The sequence below is a fragment of the Aeromonas sp. AE23HZ002T15 genome, assembly GCF_054165525.2.
The window spans coordinates 2996903-3014751 of sequence record NZ_CM201342.1 but is presented as its reverse complement, the minus strand read 5'-3'; the positions used below and the strand labels follow the sequence as shown (position 1 = coordinate 3014751).

The 17849-nt window shown below is 61.0% G+C and carries 22 protein-coding genes and 1 other RNA gene; 10 read left to right on the top strand and 13 right to left on the bottom strand.

What is annotated here, in order from left to right; all coding sequences use genetic code 11:
• The 5 genes from fliP to rsmI form a co-directional block, all read right to left on the bottom strand.
• A complete protein-coding gene (fliP, locus tag ACT5M9_RS14060) occupies positions 1-735 on the bottom strand; it encodes a flagellar type III secretion system pore protein FliP (RefSeq protein WP_438549431.1) in 735 nt (244 codons plus the stop codon).
• Positions 735-1112, bottom strand: coding sequence for a lateral flagellar motor switch protein LfiN (lfiN, locus tag ACT5M9_RS14055; protein ID WP_457982088.1), 378 nt, complete (start codon positions 1110-1112; stop codon positions 735-737). The genes fliP and lfiN overlap by 1 nt, the downstream gene beginning before the upstream one ends.
• Before the next feature lie 7 nt (positions 1113-1119).
• Positions 1120-1977 (bottom strand): lateral flagellar motor switch protein LfiM, encoded by an 858-nt coding sequence (gene lfiM / locus ACT5M9_RS14050; protein WP_457982087.1) that lies wholly within the window; start codon positions 1975-1977, stop codon positions 1120-1122.
• Positions 1978-2221: 244 nt separating this feature from the next.
• Positions 2222-2607: RNase P RNA component class A (gene rnpB / locus ACT5M9_RS14045), an RNA gene on the bottom strand.
• 164 nt (positions 2608-2771) lie between these two features.
• Entirely contained in the window at positions 2772-3605 is an 834-nt protein-coding gene (rsmI, locus tag ACT5M9_RS14040) for a 16S rRNA (cytidine(1402)-2'-O)-methyltransferase (RefSeq protein ID WP_457982086.1), read from the bottom strand.
• 79 nt (positions 3606-3684) lie between these two features.
• On the opposite strand from rsmI, the gene ACT5M9_RS14035 reads away from it, so the two are divergent.
• Genes ACT5M9_RS14035 through dolP form a run of 4 tightly spaced genes read left to right on the top strand, consistent with a single transcriptional unit; the run spans position 3685 to position 7088 of the window.
• Positions 3685-5592 (top strand): penicillin-binding protein activator, encoded by a 1908-nt coding sequence (locus ACT5M9_RS14035; RefSeq protein ID WP_457982085.1) that lies wholly within the window; start codon positions 3685-3687, stop codon positions 5590-5592.
• Positions 5513-5905: a YraN family protein gene (locus ACT5M9_RS14030; protein ID WP_457982084.1), complete on the top strand. Its 393-nt coding sequence runs from the start codon at positions 5513-5515 to the stop codon at positions 5903-5905. The genes ACT5M9_RS14035 and ACT5M9_RS14030 overlap by 80 nt, the downstream gene beginning before the upstream one ends.
• A gap of 9 nt (positions 5906-5914) precedes the next feature.
• Entirely contained in the window at positions 5915-6505 is a 591-nt protein-coding gene (locus ACT5M9_RS14025) for a D-sedoheptulose-7-phosphate isomerase (protein WP_457982082.1), read from the top strand.
• A gap of 4 nt (positions 6506-6509) precedes the next feature.
• Complete coding sequence (gene dolP / locus ACT5M9_RS14020) at positions 6510-7088, top strand: division/outer membrane stress-associated lipid-binding lipoprotein (RefSeq protein WP_457982081.1); 579 nt, start codon at positions 6510-6512, stop codon at positions 7086-7088.
• A 51-nt stretch (positions 7089-7139) separates the two neighbouring features.
• Here the strand turns inward: dolP and ACT5M9_RS14015 are convergent, their stop codons facing one another.
• The 8 genes from ACT5M9_RS14015 to zapE form a co-directional block, all read right to left on the bottom strand.
• On the bottom strand, positions 7140-7565 hold the full coding sequence (locus tag ACT5M9_RS14015) for a ClpXP protease specificity-enhancing factor (RefSeq protein ID WP_438549439.1): 426 nt from the start codon (positions 7563-7565) through the stop codon (positions 7140-7142).
• Positions 7562-8191: a stringent starvation protein SspA gene (gene sspA / locus ACT5M9_RS14010; RefSeq protein WP_438549440.1), complete on the bottom strand. Its 630-nt coding sequence runs from the start codon at positions 8189-8191 to the stop codon at positions 7562-7564. Before sspA ends, ACT5M9_RS14015 begins: the two co-directional genes overlap by 4 nt.
• 87 nt (positions 8192-8278) lie before the next feature.
• Complete coding sequence (locus ACT5M9_RS14005) at positions 8279-9013, bottom strand: cytochrome c1 (RefSeq protein WP_457982080.1); 735 nt, start codon at positions 9011-9013, stop codon at positions 8279-8281.
• A complete protein-coding gene (locus ACT5M9_RS14000) occupies positions 9010-10227 on the bottom strand; it encodes a cytochrome b (RefSeq protein ID WP_456501928.1) in 1218 nt (405 codons plus the stop codon). The genes ACT5M9_RS14005 and ACT5M9_RS14000 overlap by 4 nt, the downstream gene beginning before the upstream one ends.
• A gap of 2 nt (positions 10228-10229) precedes the next feature.
• Positions 10230-10820, bottom strand: coding sequence for a ubiquinol-cytochrome c reductase iron-sulfur subunit (gene petA, locus ACT5M9_RS13995; protein ID WP_438549443.1), 591 nt, complete (start codon positions 10818-10820; stop codon positions 10230-10232).
• Positions 10821-11118: 298 nt separating this feature from the next.
• Entirely contained in the window at positions 11119-11511 is a 393-nt protein-coding gene (gene rpsI, locus ACT5M9_RS13990; protein ID WP_005336286.1) for a 30S ribosomal protein S9, read from the bottom strand.
• Between the two features lie 14 nt (positions 11512-11525).
• On the bottom strand, positions 11526-11954 hold the full coding sequence (gene rplM, locus ACT5M9_RS13985; protein ID WP_005305895.1) for a 50S ribosomal protein L13: 429 nt from the start codon (positions 11952-11954) through the stop codon (positions 11526-11528).
• A gap of 266 nt (positions 11955-12220) precedes the next feature.
• Positions 12221-13315: a cell division protein ZapE gene (gene zapE, locus ACT5M9_RS13980; RefSeq protein WP_457982079.1), complete on the bottom strand. Its 1095-nt coding sequence runs from the start codon at positions 13313-13315 to the stop codon at positions 12221-12223.
• A gap of 140 nt (positions 13316-13455) precedes the next feature.
• Between zapE and ACT5M9_RS13975 the strand changes: the two genes are divergently transcribed.
• The 6 genes from ACT5M9_RS13975 (at position 13456) to ACT5M9_RS13950 (ending at position 17830) form a co-directional block, all read left to right on the top strand.
• Positions 13456-13836, top strand: a complete 381-nt coding sequence (locus tag ACT5M9_RS13975; protein WP_438550801.1) for a Z-ring associated ZapG family protein — start codon at positions 13456-13458, stop codon at positions 13834-13836.
• A gap of 81 nt (positions 13837-13917) precedes the next feature.
• Positions 13918-15276: a Do family serine endopeptidase gene (locus tag ACT5M9_RS13970; protein WP_457982078.1), complete on the top strand. Its 1359-nt coding sequence runs from the start codon at positions 13918-13920 to the stop codon at positions 15274-15276.
• Positions 15277-15365: 89 nt separating this feature from the next.
• A complete protein-coding gene (gene degS, locus ACT5M9_RS13965; protein WP_438550803.1) occupies positions 15366-16487 on the top strand; it encodes an outer membrane-stress sensor serine endopeptidase DegS in 1122 nt (373 codons plus the stop codon).
• Positions 16488-16795: 308 nt separating this feature from the next.
• Positions 16796-17152, top strand: coding sequence for a transcriptional regulator (locus ACT5M9_RS13960; RefSeq protein WP_457982076.1), 357 nt, complete (start codon positions 16796-16798; stop codon positions 17150-17152).
• 16 nt (positions 17153-17168) lie between these two features.
• Positions 17169-17534: an SFCGS family glycine-rich protein gene (locus ACT5M9_RS13955; RefSeq protein WP_438550805.1), complete on the top strand. Its 366-nt coding sequence runs from the start codon at positions 17169-17171 to the stop codon at positions 17532-17534.
• Positions 17534-17830 (top strand): DUF4312 family protein, encoded by a 297-nt coding sequence (locus tag ACT5M9_RS13950; protein WP_457982075.1) that lies wholly within the window; start codon positions 17534-17536, stop codon positions 17828-17830. The genes ACT5M9_RS13955 and ACT5M9_RS13950 overlap by 1 nt, the downstream gene beginning before the upstream one ends.
• The last annotated feature ends 19 nt before the right edge of the window (positions 17831-17849 follow it).

Here is a 17849-nt window from a genome sequence, read left to right as displayed (position 1 = left end):
TCAGCCTCCGCCGCCGAAACTGGCGGCCAGGGTGCCGACCGTCATGGACCAGCCGTCCACCAGCACGAACACCATCAACTTGAAGGGCAGCGAGATGATCAGCGGCGACAACATCATCATCCCCATCGCCATCAGCACGCTGGCCACCACCAGATCGATCACCAGGAAGGGGATGAACAGCATGAAGCCTATCTGGAAGGCGGTGTTCAGCTCACTCAGCACGAAGGCGGGCAGCAGCACACCGAAAGGCACCTCGCTCTTGGCGAGCGTGGTGGATTCCCCCGAGATGCGCAGCATCTGCTCCAGATCCGGTTCTCGGGTCTGGGCCAGCATGAACTGGCGCAGGGGTTTCTCGGCGCGGGCCAGCCCCTCCGTCAGGGTGATCTCGTTCTGGTCATAGGGCACGAAGGCATGCTGGTACATCTCGGTCCAGACCGGGCGCATGATGGCTAGGGTCAGCAGCAGGCTGATGCCGATCAGCACCCGGTTCGGCGGGCTCTGCTGCAACCCCAGGGCCTGGCGCAGAATCGCCAGCACTATGATGATCCGGGTGAAGCTGGTCATCATCAGCAACAGGGTCGGCAACAGACCCAGCAGGGTCATGAAGAACAGGATCTGCAGCTTGATGCTGTAATCCTCGCCCCCGGCCGCGCTCGGGGAGACAGAGAACAGCGTCATGTCTGCGCCCCAGCCAGGCAGGGAGCACAGTAGCAGGGCAACCGGCAGGAAACGCATCAGTCGTTCATACCACCGAGCAGCTTGGTATCCACCACATCCACCAGGCGCAGGCCATATTTGCCGTTGACCACCACCACCTCGCCCCTTGCCAGCAGGCGGCCATTGACGCGCACATCCAGGGGTTCGCCCGCCAGCTTGTCCAGCTCGATGACGGCCCCCTCCTCCACCCGCATCAGCTCGCCGAGGGAGACTTCGGTGCTGGCCACTTCCAGGGTCACCTTGACCGGGATCTGATGGAAGAAGGAGAGATCGCGCTGCTTGGTGCTGTTGGTGGGCGCCATGTAGTCGGCGGCACTCGGCATGCTGATGTCGTCACCAAACAGTTGGTCCAGCCCATCCAGGTCCAGCGGGTCATTCATATTGTGCTCGTTCATGCTTCGACTACTCCTCTACCACGGTTGCAACCTGGTACACCAGGCTGCCTTTATGTTCAGCGATGCGTCCGTTAAAACAGGGGCGGTTGCCGATCAGCGCCGGCACCACCTCGGGCAAATCCAGCGAGAGCACATCCCCCACCTTGAGGCACTCCAGATCCGCCAGCGTCATGGACATCTGTCCCATCACGACCCGCAGGCTGACCGGCACCTGTGTCAGCACCTGCTCCAGCTGGCCCTCTGGCACCTGGCGGGAGGAGCCTATGCTGACGGCCTCCTCGGGAGGCGCCAGCCAGACTTGCCACTCATGGGTGCTGCCCCCCGCCACCAGCCGGGCCTGTGCCGCCCAGAGTCGGGTGGCAGGCAGGGCGTCACGGGTGGTAAGCGCCAACTGCCAGGCGAGATCCCCCTGACCCTGGCAGGCCGACCAGATGTCCACCTGGTATTGGCACAGCCGCAGCAGCAGGCGCTGCTCGGTGTCCGTCAGCCCCTTGCCATGGTTGCTGGCTGCATCCTTGTGTTGCAGGGATCCGCCGAAGAAGAGCACGGCGAGGCGATAGATCACCGAGGGGGCGATGGAGAAATAGGCGACGCGCTGCGGGTCTATGGGGGTGCGGGCCTCGACCCAGACCAGGTGATCGTCCTGCTCCTGGGGATGGGAGGAGGCGAAGTCCTGGTAATTCAGGTCGCAATCCGCCGCGTTGAACAGCTGGGCCATGCAGCCCGACGCCTGCAGCGAGAAGGCACCCAGCTGGGCATTCAGTTGTTTGAGCCGAACCTGATTGGCTCTGTCGACACCCAGAAGATCATAATGGGGAAGGGCCCTGCCCCGCTCGGCGGACAGCAGCCGAGAAGGTGTGAGCATTACGCCGCTTGATGACATTACAAAACCACCTTAGCCATTTTCATCTCGCCCTACTGCCATAGAGACACTCATCAGGCCAGCCGCGTGATCGATACAAATAGTCCAGCCGACACAGAGCGACCGAAATGGGCGAGAACTTTATTACAAAACCCCAAAAGGCGCCATGCGCCATCCAGCAGGCTGAAAATAAAAATCCCGGCCCCTGTTAAGGGCCGGGATTTTAAGGTAATCGCTTACCTGAATAGGTCGGAGTCGGCCTGTAAGCCGGGTTCTGTTCCGGGTTGCCCCGGTAGCAATCATTCCTCTAGGCCAGCAATCGCTCGCTGGCTCAAGCAACCTACCCGCCCCCAACGCGGGCCGCGCCAATAGGGGCCTATTTGGTCTTGCTTCGGGTGGAGTTTACCGTGCCACGAACTGTTGCCAGTCGCGCGGTGCGCTCTTACCGCACCCTTTCACCCTTACCTGATCCCTTGCGGGCCATCGGCGGTTTGCTCTCTGTTGCACTGGTCGTAGGCTCACGCCCCCCAGGCGTTACCTGGCACCCTGCCCTATGAAGCCCGGACTTTCCTCCCCTCCGCCCGTCTGTCCCGAGGGACACAACGACGAAGCAGCGATTGCCCAGCCAACTCCGGGCGCGGATTATAGCCTTGTCCCCCGCCCCGGGTAAACCCGCAATTGTGCTTTCCACCGCGAGACTAGGCTTGAACACCGTCAAAGCCAGCCATTTTACCGATTCGATGAGGGCTGACGGAGTTTCATGCCGTACGCGGGGATAGCGCAGTGACTCGTGCTGCCTAGTGGTGCTCCAGGCCGTATTTATAGAGCGCATTCTTCTTCACGCCGTGGATCTCGGCGGTCAGGGCGGCGGCCTTCTTCAGCGGCAGTTCCGCCACCAGCAGCCCCAGGGTGCGGATCGCCTCCGCCGGCAGCTCCTCATCCAGCTTGCTGGCACCGGCCACCACCAGCACTATCTCGCCGCGGCAGCGGTTCTCATCCTCGCCGAGCCAGACCAGCATCTCGGAGGCCGGCAGGCCATGGATGGACTCGAACGTCTTAGTCAGCTCCCGACACACCACCACCTGACGCTCCCCCAGGATGCGGGCGATGGCCTCTACCGTCTCCTGTACCCGGCGCGGGGACTCGTAGAACACCAGGGAGCGGGTGTCTTCGATGACGGCCTGCAGCCTGTCGTCCCGTCCCTTGGCTTTGGCCGGCAGGAAGCCCTCGAAGGCGAAGCGGTCGGTGGGCAGACCGGCGGCAGAGAGCGCCGTGATGGCGGCGCAAGGCCCCGGCAGCGGCACCACCTTGACCCCGGCCTCGCGACAGCGGGTGACCAAGTGATAACCGGGGTCGCTGATGAGGGGGGTGCCGGCATCGGAGACCAGGGCCACGCTCTTGCCCTCCTTGATGCGGCCGATGAGCACGTCGGCTTTTTGCTGCTCGTTGTGGTCATGCAGGGCGAAGGTCGGCACCGAGATCTGGTAGTGACCGAGCAGGATGCCAGTGTGACGGGTATCCTCAGCGGCCACCAGATCGACACTGCGTAGAATGTCCAATGCACGCTGGGTGATATCCGCCAGATTGCCGATCGGGGTGGGGACTATATACAGGGTTGGGATGTCACTCATGGGATCTCCGAGCGTCCCGACAATTGTGTCGCCATATTGGCCCGTTTACACTATGGAGAACTTCAACACTGGTCGGGGAATGAACTTGAACCGGGTTACAAAGCAGCTAAGTGTATCACGACTCTTCGGCATCCTACTCGCGGCGCTCTTGCTCGCCGCCTGTGCGTCGGAGCCTAATCCATCCGCCGGCCAGCCCGGCATGCCGTCGGCCTTCTCGGATCTCACCAAGAATGCCCAGTGGTATCTGGAGCAGGTGGATCCCGCCAAGCCGGCCGAGGCCTTCACCTGGCAGGTGATGGCGGCCCGCAGCTACCTGGCCCTCGGCCAGGCCAAGCCCGCCTCGGCGCTCTACCAGCAACTGCAAAAACAGGCCCAGAGCGAGGAGCAGAAGGCCCAGTTGCAACTGTTGCAGGCCCATCTGCTGCTGGCCCAGGGCAACGCCAACCAGGCGCTGATCCTGCTGGAGGGCAAACCGGAGGTGGCGCTGGATGCGGACACCCAGAAGGACTGGTATCGCCAGCGAGTGGTGCTGCAGCTCGACATCAACAACAAGTTCGGTGCCGCCAAGTCATTGATCCTGCTGGAATCCTATCTCGCCAAGAATGAGCTTTCCACCAATCACCAGCAGATCTGGTCCCTGCTGAAAAGCATGACCCCTTCCACCCTGCAAGCTTTGGAAGAGGCACCGGCCCCCGACGTGACCACAGGCTGGCTGCGACTGGCGGCCTTGGTGAACGAGTTCGGCGCCCAGCCCAGCCAGCTCTCCCGCCAACTGGCGGGGTGGAAGCAGAGCTTCCCGGATCACCCGGCCCAGAGCGACATGCCCGCCGGCCTCGGCGATCTCGCCACCACCAATGCGGGGACGCTGCAGCAGGTCGCCGTCTTCCTGCCGCTCTCCGGCAACCTGGAAGCCCAGGGCGCCGCCATTCGCAACGGCATGCTGATGTCCTACAAGGAGAATCAGGGTCAGTTCACCCTGAACTTCTACGACACCCAGGGCAAGGCGATGGGGGATCTCTACAAGCAGGCGATCCAGGAAGGGGCGAACATGATCATCGGCCCCCTGCTCAAGGACAGGGTCGAGGAGCTGCTCAAGGCCAATCCGACCGTGCCGGTGCTGGCGCTGAACGAGCTGGACAAGCCCATCATCAATGACAACACCTACTACTTCTCCCTCTCCGCCGCCGCCGATGCGGGCCAGGCCGCCCAGTACCTCTATGGTCAGGGTTATCGTAAGCCCCTGCTGATCGCGGCCCAGGGCCGGATCGGTTACAGCAGCATCAAGGCATTCGAGCAGTCCTGGGCGGGTCTGAGTCAGGAGAAACCCGTGGTCGCCACCTTCGGGGCGCGCAACGAGGTGCAGGGTATGGTCAAGAACGCCCTGAGCGGCCGCTCCACCGCCCGCGCCGGCGAGATAGTCCAGCTCTCCGATGCCGCGCCCCGCAGCATAGACGCCGTCTATGTGGTGGCCAACAGCCTGGAGACCCGGATGATCAAGCCCTACGTGGACATCTCGGTCAACCCCATGGGCAGCCTGCCCATCTACAGCAGCTCCCGTGGCTATGACAGTGGCACTACCGAAGTAGCCTCCGAGCTCAACGGCATGCACATCTCCGACATGCCGCTGCTGCTGGGTGGCTACGAGAAGGAGCGGGAGCAAATCGCCGCGCTCTGGCCCCAGACCCAGGGTGACCTGCTGCGTCTGTTTGCCCTCGGCTATGATGCGGTCAGCCTGGCAGGCAACCTGCCACAGATGCGCAAGGTCAACGCCATGCAGCAGCCGGGTATGAGCGGTCAGCTGAGCGTGGATCCTCAGGGCAACATAGTGCGCATGCTGGACTGGGCCATCTACCAGAATGGCAAGCTGGTGAGCGACAGCGCCGTGCCCCAGATAGAAGGGAGCCCCCATGAAGGGTCTACTGGCACGAGTGAACCGGCAGTGGCAGAACCTGTTCCCGTCACCGACGAGCAAGGGACAGCACTTTGAGCGAGTAGCGGAACGCTGGTTGCAGGCCCAGGGCCTGCAACCCGTGACCCGCAACTATCGATGCCGGGGGGGCGAGATCGATCTCGTCATGCGCCAGGGGGAGACCCTGGTGTTTGTTGAAGTCAGATATCGCGAGAGCGCCAGCCATGGCGGTGCCGCCGGCTCGGTCACCCGGCGCAAGCAGCACAAGATCCTGCTGGCCGCGCGCCACTATTTCAAGCAACATGCCATCAACGAGGCCAGCCAGGCCTGCCGATTCGATGTGATCGCGTTCGAGGGCGACCAGCCACACTGGATCCGGAACGCATTTTAAGAGGACCCCATGACTGATCCCATCAAAGAGAACTACACCGAGAGCATCCAGACCAAGATAGCCGCCGCCGAGGCGCTGCCAGAGGCTATCCATACCGCGGCCCAGATGCTGACCATCTGCCTGCTCAATGGCCACAAGGTGATGGCATGCGGCAACGGTCCTTCCGCCGCCCTGGCCCAGCTGTTCATCTCCGAGCTGGTCAACTGCTACGAGACCGAGCGCCCCTCCCTGCCCGGCATGGCCCTGACCCCGGACATGGCGACCATCAGCGCCATCGCCACCAATCACGGCTTCGAAGAGGTCTATTCCAAGCAGATCCGCGCCCTGGGTCAACCGGGGGACATCCTGGTGGTCATCACCACCACGGGCAACAGCCGCAGCCTGATCAAGGCGGCGGAAGCGGCCCTCTCCCGCGACATGACCATCATAGTGCTCGGTGGTGGCGACGGCGGCGAGATCGCCGGCCTGCTCGGCCCCAACGACGTCGAGATCCGGGTGCCATCGGCCCGCCGCCCCCGCATTCTGGAGGTGAACCTGTTGACCCTGCACTGCCTCTGTGATCTCATCGACCAGACGCTTTTCCCGCAACAGGAAGATTGAAACCATGAACAAGAAGATATGGGTCCTGGGCCTGCTGACCACCTCCCTGCTGCTGCAAGGCTGCGCCGCCGTCGTGGTGGGGGGCGCCGCCGGTGCCACCAAGGCCACCGGCGATCGCCGCACCCTGGGTGCCCAGTGGGACGATCAGACCATAGAACTGAAAGCGGCCAACCTACTGGCAGACAACAAGCCGCTGAGTGCCGCCAGCAAGATCAGCGTCTACAGCAACAACGGCCGCGTGCTGTTGGTCGGTCAGACTCCGTCCGATGCCTACAAGCAGGAGGCGGGCAAGGTGGTGGCCCGCATCGAAGGGGTTCGCCACGTCTACAACGAGCTGCGCCTCGGCAAGCCGGTGAGCATCGGAGTGCGCAGCAACGACACCTGGATCACCTCCAAGGTGAGGGCCGACATGCTGGGCACCAAGGGCTTCGACAGCACCAAGGTCAAGGTGGTGACCGAGAACAACGAGGTCTTCCTCATCGGTCTGGTGACCCGTCAGGAGGGGGATCAGGCGGTGGAGATAGCCCGCCACGTCAGCGGCGTGAAGCAGGTGATCAAGGCCTTCGAGTTTGCCCAGAACTGATCACGGGCAGGAACGCGAGCATGAAAAAACGCAGCCAGTTGGCTGCGTTTTTTATTTGATGACCTTCAGGGTCGGGCGACCACTGGGGCGCGGCGGCTCCGGCTCCGGTTCCACCGGTGCCTCTGCCTGTTCCAGCCAGAGATCATAACCCGGCTCGGGCGGGAACAGGGTACCCACGCCGTTCTCCCGGGCATGGATGGCCAGGATGGCCGCCATGGGGATGTAGACCTGCTGCGACACGCCGCCGAAACGGGCGCTGAAGCTGACGGCATCATTATCCATGTGGAACTGGCCCACGGCCCGTGGCGCTATGTTCAGAACGATCTGGCCATCCTGTACAAACTGCATCGGCACCATCACATGGGGGATGTTGGCATTGACCACCAGGTGGGGGGTCAGATCGTTATCCAGCAGCCAGTCAAAGAATGCCCGTAACAGGTACGGGCGACTGGGAGTCATGGTGGGTTCCATACTCATATGCCGGCGCGGATCTCGCGCTCGGCCTCGGTCAGGGAGGCCTGGAAGGATTCACGCTCGAACAGGCGAACCATGTAGGCCTTCAGCTCTTTGGCGCCACGACCGGTGAAGTCGATGCCAAGGCTCGGCAGACGCCACAGCAGCGGAGCCATGTAGCAGTCCACCAGACCGAACTCTTCGCTCATGAAGTAGGGCATCTCGCCGAAGATCGGGGCGATGGCCAGCAGGTTGTCCCGCAGCTCGGCACGGGCGGCATCGGCATCGGTGCCCGCCATGATCTTGTCGGCCAGGGAGTACCAGTCCAGCTCGATGCGGTGCATCATCAGACGGCTGTTGCCGCGAGCCACCGGATAGACAGGCATCAGGGGCGGGTGCGGGAAGCGCTCGTCCAGGTATTCCATGATGATGCGCGAGGTGTACAACGCCAGCTCGCGATCCACCAGGGTCGGTACACTGTTGTACGGGTTCAGCTCGGCCAGCTCATCCGGCAGGTTGCTCGGGTCAACCTGGCAGATATCCACGCTCACCCCCTTCTCCGCCAGGACAATGCGCACCTGATGGCTGAACATATCGTTGGCACCGGAAAACAGCGTCATTACCGAACGCTTATTGGCAGCTACAGCCATTGAACCCTCCCGTCATTAAAAAGCAGAAACGGCAATGAAGGTGTTTTATCTCCATTGCCGTGCGTCATATTACCCTGATCTGGTCGATTAGTGAACGTCGCGCCAGAATTCCTTCTTCAACAGCACAGTGAAGATGAAGAAGATAGCGATGAAACCGAGTACCCAGAAGCCCATGCGTTCGCGCTCCTGCTGTACCGGCTCAGCCGAGTAGACCAAGAAGTTTACCAGATCCAGTACCGTCTGATCATATTCTTCGTTATTCATTTCACCGTTGCCGTCAGATTTGATGCTGACGACTTGCTGAACCTGCTGGCCATCCACCTCGTGGGTGCCGAATTCGGCCCTGGGTGTCCCTTGCAACGGTTCCAGCACATGGGGCATGCCCACGGACGGGAAGACCGCATTGTTCACCCCGAATGGACGGGTCTCATCCACGTAGAAGGAGAGCAGATAGGTGTAGATCCAGTCCGCACCGCGCACTCGGGCCACCAGGGTCAGATCCGGCGGTGGCGCCCCGAACCAGCGCGCCGCATCCTTCTCGGACATGGCGCTCTTCATCAGATCGCCGATCTTGGCGCCGGTGAAGATCAGGTTCTCCCGCATCAGGTCTTCCGGGATGCCGATGTCGGCAGCCACCCGGTTGTAACGCTGGTACTGGGTGGAGTGACAACCTGCGCAGTAGTTCATGAAGGTGGCGGCCCCGCGTTGCAGGGACGCCTTGTCACCCAGGTCGTAATCGGCCTTGTCGAGCGGGAAACCGCTGCCGGCCGCCAGTGCCAGACTCGGCAACAGGGCCAGTACCGCGAAAATTATTCTTTTCATTTGAATGTCACCCTCTCCGGCAGCGGCTTGGTGCTCTCATTCTTGCTGTAGAAGAACAACAGGACGAAGAATCCGAAATAGCCCAGTGAACAGATCTGTGCGACCAGGGTCAGGGTCGGCGTCGACGGCAGTACGCCCAGCACCCCCAGGATGACGAAGCAGACCACGAACTGGGCGATGTTCAGCTTGTGCAGCGTGCTGCGATAACGCACCGAGCGCACCTTGCAGCGATCCAGCCAGGGCAGCAGGAACAGCACGACGATGGACAGGCCCATCATGATGACCCCCAGCAGCTTGTCCGGCACCGCCCGCAAGATGGCGTAGAAGGGGGTGAAGTACCAGACCGGGGCGATGTGCTCCGGGGTCTTCAGACCGTTCGCCACCTCGAAGTTCGGTTTCTCGAGGAAGTAACCCCACATGTCCGGCTTGAAGAAGATGATGGCGCAGAACAGGAACAGGAAGCCTGCCACCCCGATCATGTCCTTGACGGTGAAGTAAGGGTGGAACGCCACCGCATCCAGCGGCCAGCCTTTCTCATCCTTGTGCTTCTTGATGTCGATGCCGTCCGGGTTGTTGGAGCCCACTTCGTGCAACGCCAGGATATGCATGGCAACCAGCATCACCAGCACCAGCGGCAGGGCGATGACGTGCAGCGCGAAGAAGCGGTTCAGGGTGGCACCCGAGATGACGTAGTCCCCCCTGATCCACAGGGTCAGATCGTCACCGATGACCGGAATGGCACCAAACAGCGAGATGATGACCTGGGCCCCCCAGAACGACATCTGGCCCCAGGGCAGCAGGTAGCCCATGAAGGCTTCCGCCATCAGCACCAGGAAGATCAACATGCCGAAGATCCACAGCAGCTCGCGCGGCTTCTGGTAGGAGCCGTAGATCATGCCGCGGAACATGTGCAGGTAGACCACCACGAAGAAGGCGGACGCGCCGGTGGAGTGCATGTAGCGCAGCAACCAGCCGTAGTCCACATCCCGCATGATGTACTCCACCGAGGCGAAGGCACCTTCGGCGGAAGGGTTGTAGTTCATGGTCAGCCAGATGCCAGTGATGATCTGGTTGACCAGCACCAGCATGGCGAGAGAGCCGAAGAAGTACCAGAAGTTCAGGTTCTTGGGCGCGGGGTACTTGGCCATGTGATCGTTGTACATGGCGGTGAGCGGGAAACGATCGTCGATCCAGCCCATGAGTTTGGTCAACATGATCAGGCCTCCTTGCCATCGGCGCCCACCAGGATGGTGGTGTCGCTGAGGAATTGATATGGCGGGATAACCAGGTTCAACGGCGCGGGAACGCCCTGGAATACCCGACCAGCCATGTCAAACTTGGAGCCATGACAGGGACAGAAGAAGCCGGAGGTCACCCCTTGGACCTGCTCGCCGAAGCTGTCCGGCAGGTAAGAGGGGGAGCAACCCAGATGGGTACAGATGCCAACGGCCACGAAGATCTCGGGCTTGATGGATCTGTAGCCGTTGTGGGCGTAGTCCGGTTGCTGTGGTTCATCGGAGGCAGGATCCCGCAGCTTGCCGTCGTGCGCCGCCAGGGCGTCCAGCGTCTGCTTGGTACGCTTCACCACCCAGACCGGCTTGCCACGCCACTCGACACGGATGAGCTGACCCGGTTCCAACTTACTGATATCGACTTCAACCGGGGCCCCCGCCGCTTTGGCTTTGGCACTCGGGTTCCATGATTTTATAAACGGCACTGCGGTAAAAGCAGCTCCTACACCGCCAACGGCAACCGTTGACCAGGTAAGAAATCTGCGGCGGCCGGTATCAACTGGCGCATTGCTCATCCAAAAACTCTCCCATGTGGACTCCGCTCATTCTTATTAGTGTCCCGTTTCCCTTTCGACTCCCCCATGACAACTGCGGCGGAAGCGGAGTGGCAATTGACACAGAAAGACAAGGGAATTTTAAAGAAAAGATAACAACCTGACAAGAAAGAGAGTCGATGGGTGAAAACAATAAATACACATTTTTTTGTCTTTTGTGACGTATGGTTAGCAATGGCGGATGGAATATTACCAATAAAAAAAGCCTGGCGATTGCCAGGCTTTTTTGACACTCGTGAGAGTGCGTACCAAAAGCGAATTAACGCTTGGAGTACTGCGGACGCTTACGCGCTTTGTGCAGACCGACTTTCTTACGCTCAACCTTACGGGCATCGCGAGTAACAAAGCCTGCTTTACGCAGTTCGGAACGCAGGGTCTCGTCGTACTGCATCAGAGCACGAGTGATACCGTGGCGGATCGCACCAGCTTGACCGGAGATGCCACCACCGTTAACGGTGATGTACAGATCCAGTTTCTCGGTCATCTCAACCAGCTCCAGCGGCTGACGAACTACCATGCGGGCAGTCGGACGGCCGAAGTATTGCTCCAGGGAGCGCTGGTTGATTACGATTTTACCGCTACCCGCTTTGATGAAGACGCGAGCAGTGGAGCTTTTGCGACGGCCGGTACCGTAGTATTGATTTTCTGCCATGTTGCCAGTTCCCGTTAGATATCCAGTACTTGAGGTTGCTGAGCAGCATGAGCGTGCTCTGCGCCTGCGTAAACTTTCAGCTTACGGAACATGGCACGACCCAGCGGGCCCTTCGGCAGCATGCCCTTGACGGCAGCTTCGATTACCATTTCCGGTTTACGCTGAATCAGCTTGTCGAAGCTGATGGACTTGATACCACCCGGGAAACCGGAGTGAGCGTGGTACATTTTGTCGGTAGATTTCTTACCGGTTACGTGTACCTTCTCGGCGTTTACAACGATGATGTAATCACCGGTGTCAACGTGCGGAGTGTATTCCGCTTTGTGCTTACCGCGCAGACGAGCAGCGATCTCGGTGGCGATACGACCCAGAGTTTTACCTTCTGCGTCCACAATGTACCAGTCACGTTTTACGGTTTCTGGCTTGGCAACGAAAGTTTTCATTAAGTTAAACCCAATTACCTGTTACAGACCCAATTGCTTATGGGGGCTCTCCCACAAACAACAAACGATGGCCTACCTGTACCCCTTCGAATACAAGTAAAGCTTAAAGTGTTGCTGTCTTATCGACAGCTGTAACGTGGGCCGGGCGATTATAAGTGAAGTTGCCTTAAATATCACCTGCTAATTTCACTGCCATGAAGCTAGCAAATGTCGCCCGGCCCTACCTGCCGCAGATGCCCATCCGACTGGCAGGCGCGGTATTGTGACTAAGGAAGGTGCACTCTGGCAAGGTATTCGTGCGATTGCATCTCCTGAAGCCGGGAAAGGCAGCGCCTGAATTCGAAATTCAGCAGACCCTCTCCATAGAGCTCGGCCATGGGTACGGCCGCCGACAGGATGAGTTTCACATGCCGCTCGTAGAACTCATCCACCATGGCGATGAAACGGCGGGCGGCATCATCCGTCCCCATCCCCATTGGCTGCACATTCGCCAGCAAGACGGTGTGAAACTCCCGGGCCAGCTCTATGTAGTCCCCCTGGGAGCGGGGGGTGCAGCAGAGCTGCTCGAACTCCATGTAGAGCACCCCCTCCCCCTGCCCGAGCGCGCTCAGCTGGCGATGATTGACCTCCAGCATGGACGGGCTCGCCTGCCCCAGACCGGTCAGCTGTCCAAAGTAACGGTCCAGGTTGCACTTGGCCTGCGCGTCCAGCGGGAAGTGATAGATCTCGGCCTGCTCCAGGGTGCGCAACCGATAGTCCACCCCCCCATCCACGTTGAGCACCTCGCAATGGCGCTCGATGAGCTCGATGGCGGGCAGGAAGCGGGCCCGCTGCAGGCCGTTGCGATAGAGATCCTTGGGGGGGATGTTGGAGGTCGCCACCAGCACCACCCCGTGGCCAAAGAGTTCCTGGAACAGGGTGCCCAGCAGCATGGCGTCCGTGATGTCGGAGACGAAGAATTCGTCGAAGCAGATAACATCCGTCTCATCCGCCAGCTTGCGGGCGATGAGCTTGAGGGGATCGGCCTGGCCGGTCAGCCCCTTGAGTTCATCATGGATCCGGTGCATGAAGCGGTGGAAGTGAATGCGCAGTTTGCGCGTCCCCGGCAGGCTCTCGAAGAAAGTATCCATCAACCAGGTCTTGCCTCGGCCCACTCCGCCCCACATATAGAGTCCAAGGATGGGGGCTGGCGGCCTGGTTTTCTGCAGCCAGCCGAACAGGCCACGGGATCTGGTCGGAGTCGGGCTGGCGCACAAATCCTGATAGAGTCGTTCCAGCCTGGCCACGGCCATCGCCTGGGCCGGGTCGGCCAAAAAGCCGGGACGCTGCAAATCCTGCTGGTATTTTTGCTGCGGGGTCATCCTGTAAACCGCCTCCAAGTCCCTGAATGAAGGACAAAATGGTATCACGCCCTCGGGGCGCACGGTATAGTGCCATCGAGGCATAGCGGCCACTCCGGCCGTCTCAACACTCATCGATTTAGCTGTAACAAGGAGCATCTATGACTCTGTTAAACGGGATCCTGCTGGCGGTAGCCGCTCTCATCATCGGCGTTCTGGTCGGTCGCTTCACTGTCCGCAGCCGGGATGCCGGGCGCCTGGAGCAGGAGCTGAAAAAAGCTCACAAGGAGCTGGAAAGCTATCAGGGCCAGATCAACACCCACTTCGCCGACAGCGCCGCCCTGATGGAGCAGCTGGCCGATCAATACCAGACCCTCTATCGCCACATGGCCGAGCAGAGCAAGTTCCTGGCCAAGGTGCAGGAGCCGCTGTTCCGCGAGCCCCAGGCCGAAGAGGTGAAGGACGAGTCAGCCAACGAGGAACCGGGTCTGCCCCCCCGTGACTACGCGGGAGCCTCTGGCCTGCTCAAGCAATCCAGCTAGTTCCTGGTGGAACTTATTACGCCTTATCGTGGTCAGACCTTGACGATTGCACTGCAACTTTTTCTGGGAGCTGTTTCTCATATGCGTAAATCTCTTTCTGTATTCAGTGTCTTAGCCCTCAGTGTCGGTATCGCCCTGTCTGCGGCGCCAGCGCAAGCTGCCCTGCCCCTGCTGGCGAACAACCAGGAGATGCCGAGCCTGGCCCCTGTCCTCGAGCAGGTCACCCCTGCCGTGGTCAACATCTCCGTCTCTGGCAAGAAGATCACCCGCCAGCGCCTGCCCGAACAATTCCGCTTCTTCTTCGGCCCCAACATGCCTGACGAGCAGGTGAGCGAGCAGCCCTTCCAGGCGCTGGGCTCCGGCGTCATCATAGATGCGAAGAAAGGCTATGTGATCACCAACGCCCACGTGGTTCACGAGGCGGACGAGATCAAGGTCAATCTGAAGGACGGCCGTGAATACGCGGCCAAGAAGATAGGCGAGGACAAGCAGTCCGACATCGCCCTGCTGCAGATCAAGGCCGACGACCTGGTACAAATCAAGTTCGCCGATTCCGACGACCTGCGGGTGGGTGACTATGCGCTCGCCATCGGCAACCCGTTCGGCCTGGGCCAGACCGTCACCTCCGGCATCGTCAGCGCCCTGGGCCGCAGCGGCCTCAACATCGAAAACCTGGAGAACTTCATCCAGACCGATGCGGCCATCAACTCCGGCAACTCAGGTGGTGCCCTGCTCAACCTGCGCGGCGAACTGATCGGTATCAATACCGCCATCCTGGGCCCGAACGGCGGCAACATCGGCATCGGCTTCGCCATCCCGTCCAACATGGTGCGCGACCTGTCCGAGCAGATCGTCAAATACGGTGAAGTACGCCGCGGCCAGCTGGGGATCACCGGTACCGAACTGACCACGGACATCGCCAAGTCCTTCGGTTACAACAAGAAGGACGGCGCCTTCGTCAACCAGGTCATGCCTGACTCCGCCGCCGCCAAGGCCGGCATCAAGGCGGGCGACATCATCGTCAGCATCGATGGCAAGGCCATCCGCTCCTTCGGTGAACTGCGCGCCAAGATTGCGACCATGGGAGCCGACAAGCAGGTCGCCCTCGGCCTCATCCGCGATGGCAAGGAGCAGACCGTCAAGGTCACCCTGAAGAAGGCGGATGACAGCGAGATCCTCGCCAGCGCCCTGCACCCGGCACTGGAAGGGGCCAAGCTCAGCACCACCAGCGACCCCGTCAGCGGCGTGGCCGTCGCCGATATCGATCCGCGCTCCCCTGCCGCCGCCTCCGGCCTGCAGAAGGGCGACATCATCATCGGGGTCAACCGCCTGCGCATCAACACCCTGGGCGAATTGACCAAGGCGTTGAAGGACAAGCCGGAAGTGCTGGCGCTGAACATCCAGCGCGGCGACTCCTCCCTCTATTTGGTGATCCGTTAAGCCTCTCACACCCGCGGCAACCGCCGCGGGTGATTTTTATCCACCGATGATGTTATTCTCTGCGCGCAGCATGTACGGATGAGAATGACATGAAAATCCCACCTTTGATCAGCTACTTGGGCAAGTCTGTCGCCTTCGGTCTCACCGTGGCGGCTCTTCTGTTGCTGCTGTTCCCCAATTTCCGCGGTGGTGCCCAGTTGCCTGGCCTCATCACCAATGCCCGCGAGCTGAGCTTCTCCTACGCGGCCCATCGCGCCGGCCCCGCCGTCGTCAACATCTACACCCGCAGCTTCGCCGGCAATCGCGGCGAGAAGGCCGAGCTGAGGCCCCAGGGCCTGGGATCCGGGGTCATCATGAGCTCCCGTGGCCACGTGCTGACCAACTACCACGTCATCGCCGACGCGGACCAGATCATAGTCGCGCTGCAGGATGGCCGGGTCTTCAGCGCCGAACTGGTCGGCTCCGACAAGCTGACCGATCTCGCGGTGCTCTACATCGAGTCGGACAACCTGCCGGTGATCCCCCAGGATCCCGACCGCCTGCCGGACGTGGGGGACGTGGTGCTCGCCATCGGCAACCCCTACAACGTCGGCCAGACCATCACCCAGGGCATCATCAGCGCCACCGGCCGGATCGGCCTCTCCAGCATGGGGCCGGACAGCAATGGCCGGCAGGATCTGCTGCAGACCGACGCCGCCATCAACGAGGGCAACTCGGGTGGCGCCCTGGTCAATGGCCGCGGGGATCTGGTGGGCATCAACACAGCCGCCTACCACCTCAACGGCAACCAGGAGAGCTACGGCATCAGCTTCGCCATCCCCTACAAGCTGGCCAAGCGCATCATGGACGAGCTGATCGCCAACGGCCGGGTCATCCGCGGCTACCTCGGCATCTCCAGCGTCGAGATCAACCCCATAGTCGCCCGCATGATGAACTTGGGTGACCTGCAGGGTCTGGTGGTGGAGAGCCTGGATCCGACAGGGCCGGCCAGCAAGGCCGGCCTCAAGCGCGGTGACGTGCTACTCAAGGTCAACGGCGAGGCCATCAGCGGGGTACGCGCCGTCATGGACAAGATCGTCGAGAGCCGTCCCGGCACCAAGCTGCGCATCTCCGTCATCCGCAATGGCAAACCCCTGGACGTGGACGTCATCATCGAGGAAGACGTGCGCTACCAGAATCTGCCCGCCAGCGGTGCGGCCTCGACCAGCTAAGCCCGCGCTTCTACTGCAAACAGGGCCCCTATGGCCCTGTTTTCATTTCCGCCTCTCTCCCTTTGCGTGAGGCGACTCACAATTCCACATCCCGCCCGTCATCAGGATCCCGGCCCCAAAGTGCGGCGCCGATCACGCTCGCCCGGCGCCAGGCCCCCCTTTTTGCCCCTCTGAACCACAAAAACGTCCGCTTTGGGTCTGCTTCCCGGGGGGATTTCCAGTTCGAATCGGAAAAAAGCTGCCTCCTCCATACTGCTTTGCCCCCTTAGGGTAGGGTCATTCCTTCTGCCAGCCTTGGAGAGCAGACCTTGAAGACCAACCCCGACAGCCCCCTGACTCCGGACAGCCCGGACCTGTTGCGCAAGACAGACTTGACCCTGGCCCGCATTTATCCCCTGCTGGCCGAGCAGGGCATACTCCCGAACGAGGTGCAGCGGCAGATGCTGGCCTCCCACGTCAAAGCCATGGTGTGGCGCTCCTACAGCGGGGAGGCCCTGCCGGAAGTCGATCTCAGCCTGTTTGACGAGATCTCCCCCCTCTCCCTGCGACTGGCCGAACAGGTCGTCGCCTGGCTGGACAAGCTGGCCTACGAAGAGGCCCATCTGTTGTCCGTCCATTTCGAAGTCGCCAAAGAAAATGAACTCAGTTCAGTACTGAACCCTTAATCAAGGAGATACCTGTATGTCAGCCATCAAACTCGTGATTGGAGATCGTCTCGGCAAGGGCCAGAAAGTAGGGGCAGGCGCCGAAGCCGCCGGTGCCAGCGTCACCGTCATCCCCGGCATGGCCGCCGACATGAAGCTCGGTGATGTGATGAACAAGGAGCAGGCGGATCTCGGCATCTCCTTCTGCGGCAGCGGCGGAGCTGGCGCCATCACGGCCCAGACCAAATACGGCTACAAGTGCCGCTACGGCATGCGATCCATCGAGGAGGGCGTCACCGCCATCAACGAAGGCTGCGTGGTGCTGGGCTTCGGCTTCATGGACAAGGAAGAGCTGGGCCAGAAGCTGATCGAAGCCTTCGCCAAGAAACACGGTCGCGCCTGATGAAAGAACACTTCACCACCCAGGTCATCGTCAACGGCAAGGGGGCGACTCGCCAGCAGGCGTTCGCCGCCGCCCTCAGCCAGGTGCAACCCATGCTGCTCAAGGGCAGCCAGCACGTCATGCTGCGGCTCGAACCGGTCGAGGTTCAGGTCCTCAAGGCCGAGGAGTCGGTCCGGGTGGAGAAGTTTCTGTTCTTCTTCCTGCCACGCCAGCGCCGTGAGTTCCGCGTCCAGCTGGAGATCGCCGTCAAGGTCACCAGCTTGGACGTGGACAAGGTGAATTTCAGCCTGGTTTAACCCACAAAAAGGACACGTT

What these genes read in the sequence shown, in the direction of transcription:
- ACT5M9_RS14015 (WP_438549439.1), bottom strand. Translation starts at nt 7,565, where the DNA reads ATGAGTATGGAACCCACCATGACTCCCAGTCGCCCGTACCTGTTACGG.
- rpsI (WP_005336286.1), bottom strand. Translation starts at nt 11,511, where the DNA reads ATGGCAGAAAATCAATACTACGGTACCGGCCGTCGCAAAAGCTCCACT.
- lfiN (WP_457982088.1), bottom strand. Translation starts at nt 1,112, where the DNA reads ATGAACGAGCACAATATGAATGACCCGCTGGACCTGGATGGGCTGGAC.
- petA (WP_438549443.1), bottom strand. Translation starts at nt 10,820, where the DNA reads ATGAGCAATGCGCCAGTTGATACCGGCCGCCGCAGATTTCTTACCTGG.
- ACT5M9_RS13950 (WP_457982075.1), top strand. Translation starts at nt 17,534, where the DNA reads ATGAAAGAACACTTCACCACCCAGGTCATCGTCAACGGCAAGGGGGCG.
- lfiM (WP_457982087.1), bottom strand. Translation starts at nt 1,977, where the DNA reads ATGCTCACACCTTCTCGGCTGCTGTCCGCCGAGCGGGGCAGGGCCCTT.
- degS (WP_438550803.1), top strand. Translation starts at nt 15,366, where the DNA reads ATGAAAATCCCACCTTTGATCAGCTACTTGGGCAAGTCTGTCGCCTTC.
- ACT5M9_RS14030 (WP_457982084.1), top strand. Translation starts at nt 5,513, where the DNA reads ATGAAGGGTCTACTGGCACGAGTGAACCGGCAGTGGCAGAACCTGTTC.
- ACT5M9_RS13975 (WP_438550801.1), top strand. Translation starts at nt 13,456, where the DNA reads ATGACTCTGTTAAACGGGATCCTGCTGGCGGTAGCCGCTCTCATCATC.
- ACT5M9_RS14025 (WP_457982082.1), top strand. Translation starts at nt 5,915, where the DNA reads ATGACTGATCCCATCAAAGAGAACTACACCGAGAGCATCCAGACCAAG.
- ACT5M9_RS13970 (WP_457982078.1), top strand. Translation starts at nt 13,918, where the DNA reads ATGCGTAAATCTCTTTCTGTATTCAGTGTCTTAGCCCTCAGTGTCGGT.
- ACT5M9_RS14035 (WP_457982085.1), top strand. Translation starts at nt 3,685, where the DNA reads ATGAACTTGAACCGGGTTACAAAGCAGCTAAGTGTATCACGACTCTTC.
- ACT5M9_RS13955 (WP_438550805.1), top strand. Translation starts at nt 17,169, where the DNA reads ATGTCAGCCATCAAACTCGTGATTGGAGATCGTCTCGGCAAGGGCCAG.
- ACT5M9_RS14000 (WP_456501928.1), bottom strand. Translation starts at nt 10,227, where the DNA reads ATGTTGACCAAACTCATGGGCTGGATCGACGATCGTTTCCCGCTCACC.
- fliP (WP_438549431.1), bottom strand. Translation starts at nt 735, where the DNA reads ATGCGTTTCCTGCCGGTTGCCCTGCTACTGTGCTCCCTGCCTGGCTGG.
- zapE (WP_457982079.1), bottom strand. Translation starts at nt 13,315, where the DNA reads ATGACCCCGCAGCAAAAATACCAGCAGGATTTGCAGCGTCCCGGCTTT.
- ACT5M9_RS14005 (WP_457982080.1), bottom strand. Translation starts at nt 9,013, where the DNA reads ATGAAAAGAATAATTTTCGCGGTACTGGCCCTGTTGCCGAGTCTGGCA.
- dolP (WP_457982081.1), top strand. Translation starts at nt 6,510, where the DNA reads ATGAACAAGAAGATATGGGTCCTGGGCCTGCTGACCACCTCCCTGCTG.
- rplM (WP_005305895.1), bottom strand. Translation starts at nt 11,954, where the DNA reads ATGAAAACTTTCGTTGCCAAGCCAGAAACCGTAAAACGTGACTGGTAC.
- rsmI (WP_457982086.1), bottom strand. Translation starts at nt 3,605, where the DNA reads ATGAGTGACATCCCAACCCTGTATATAGTCCCCACCCCGATCGGCAAT.
- sspA (WP_438549440.1), bottom strand. Translation starts at nt 8,191, where the DNA reads ATGGCTGTAGCTGCCAATAAGCGTTCGGTAATGACGCTGTTTTCCGGT.